This window comes from Labrenzia sp. 011, from assembly GCF_003075075.1.
Lineage (GTDB): Bacteria > Pseudomonadota > Alphaproteobacteria > Rhizobiales > Stappiaceae > Roseibium.
Map to the genome: position 1 here is coordinate 1 of NZ_QCYM01000043.1, position 2500 is coordinate 2500.

1 tRNA gene and 2 rRNA genes (1 of these 3 cut by a window edge) are annotated in these 2500 nt (G+C 53.9%); all 3 read right to left on the reverse strand.

The annotated features are described in order from the left end of the window. Positions 1-56 precede the first annotated feature (56 nt). Positions 57-133 (reverse strand) — tRNA-Met (locus tag DCO57_RS22020). An 84-nt stretch (positions 134-217) separates the two neighbouring features. Further along, positions 218-332, reverse strand: a 5S ribosomal RNA gene (gene rrf / locus DCO57_RS22025). Positions 333-507: 175 nt separating this feature from the next. Continuing rightward, positions 508-2500 (reverse strand): 23S ribosomal RNA (locus DCO57_RS22030) (it continues 730 nt past the right edge of the window).

Genomic DNA, 2500 nt, shown 5'->3' on the forward strand with positions numbered 1-2500 from the left:
GTATTTTTGGGATTTTGACAAAAAAAAGCCGTCCTTAGGGACGGCTTTGATTGATTTGGTTGCGGGAGCAGGATTTGAACCTGCGACCTTCAGGTTATGAGCCTGACGAGCTACCGGACTGCTCCATCCCGCGTTATATTTTTGCTGCGTTGATCCTCATACCTGACAGGTTCAGGGAGGCAATTGTTGAAGATTTCTGACAAACTGCGTTTTGCAGGCCTGGCGGCGACCTACTCTCCCACACCTTAAGATGCAGTACCATTGGCGCTGGGGAGTTTCACGGCCGAGTTCGGGATGGGATCGGGTGGGGGCTCCCCGCTGGGGCCACCAGGCCGGCGAAGCGCAGTTTGCGTGTAAAACTGGTCTTATCGATGATTTTTTCAGATGGTTTGTTTGATGTGCGGATCTTTTGCAGGGAACGCTCGTTCCGAGCGCAAGTGCGCACAAACAAACTGATCTTCTGACAGCGCCAGGGGCGCTTTCACAAGATGAACATTGACTAATGAGAGGATCAAGCCGAACGAGCTATTAGTAAAGCTAAGCTTCATGCATTGCTGCACGTCCACACGCTTCCTATCGACGTGGTGGTCTTCCACGGCTCTTCAGGGAGAACTGGTTTTGAGGTGGGTTTCCCGCTTAGATGCTTTCAGCGGTTATCCCTTCCGTACATAGCTACCCTGCAATGCGGCTGGCGCCACAACAGGTCCACCAGAGGTACGTCCATCCCGGTCCTCTCGTACTAGGGACAGATCCTCTCAATTCTCCTACACCCACGGCAGATAGGGACCGAACTGTCTCGCGACGTTCTGAACCCAACTCACGTACCACTTTAATTGGCGAACAGCCAAACCCTTGGGACCTGCTCCAGCCCCAGGATGTGATGAGTCGACATCGAGGTGCCAAACAATGCCGTCGATATGGACTCTTGGGCATCATCAGCCTGTTATCCCCGGCGTACCTTTTATCCGTTGAGCGATGGCCCTTCCACGAGGGACCACCGGATCACTATGGCCGTCTTTCGACTCTGCTCGACTTGTCAGTCTCGCAGTCAGGCAGGCTTATGCCATTGCACTCAACGAGCGATTTCCGACCGCTCTGAGCCCACCTTCGCGCGCCTCCGTTACCATTTGGGAGGCGACCGCCCCAGTCAAACTACCCGCCACACACGGTCCCGGATATGGTTGTACCGCGGTTAGATATCCATGACGACAAGGGTGGTATTTCAAGGGTGACTCCACCTCAGCTGGCGCCAAGGCTTCAACGTCTACCACCTATCCTACACATGTCGTGACGAATACCAGTGTGAAGCTGTAGTAAAGGTGCACGGGGTCTTTCCGTCTGACCGCAGGAACCCCGCATCTTCACGGGGAATTCAATTTCACTGAGTCTATGCTGGAGACAGCGGGGAAGTCGTTACGCCATTCGTGCAGGTCGGAACTTACCCGACAAGGAATTTCGCTACCTTAGGACCGTTATAGTTACGGCCGCCGTTTACTGGGGCTTCAATTCGGTGCTTGCACACCTCCTCTTAACCTTCCAGCACCGGGCAGGCGTCAGACCCTATACGTCGCCTTGCGGCTTCGCAGAGCCCTGTGTTTTTGATAAACAGTCGCCACCCCCTGGTCTGTGCCACCCCGACCTGGTTGCCCAAGCCGAGGTCTCCCTTCTCGCGAACTTACGGGAGCATTTTGCCGAGTTCCTTCAGCATAGTTCTCTCAAGCGCCTTGGTATGCTCTACCAGTCCACCTGTGTCGGTTTCGGGTACGGTTTATACGTGGGAGCTATTTCCTGGAACACCTTCGCTGCACCCCCAATCCAATAAGGAGATACAACACACGGCATCCGTCACTACCCACAAGCTGCAGAATATTAACTGCATTCCCATCGACTACGCCTTTCGGCCTCGCCTTAGGGGCCGGCTAACCCTGCGCCGATTAGCGTTGCGCAGGAACCCTTGGACTTTCGGCGAGAGTGTCTCTCACACTCTTTATCGTTACTCATGTCAGCATTCGCACTTCTGATATCTCCAGGACCCCTCGCGGATATCCCTTCGCAGACTTACAGAACGCTCCGCTACCGCGCATCCTAAGATGCACCCGCAGTTTCGGTGTATGGCTTGAGCCCCGGTACATTTTCGGCGCGGAACCCCTTACTTAGACCAGTGAGCTGTTACGCTTTCTTTAAATGATGGCTGCTTCTAAGCCAACATCCTGGTTGTTTTGGGAGTTCTACATCCTTTCCCACTTAGCCATAACTTAGGGACCTTAACTGGCGGTCAGGGTTGTTTCCCTCTCCACAATGGACGTTAGCACCCACTGTGTGTCTGCCGGATAGTACTTCTCGGTATTCGGAGTTTGGTTAGGATCAGTAAGGCGGTAAGCCCCCATAGCCCATCCAGTGCTCTACCCCCGAGAGTATTCATCCGACGCTCTACCTAAATAGATTTCGCGGAGAACCAGCTATTTCCGAGTTTGATTGGCCTTTCACCCCTAGCCACAGC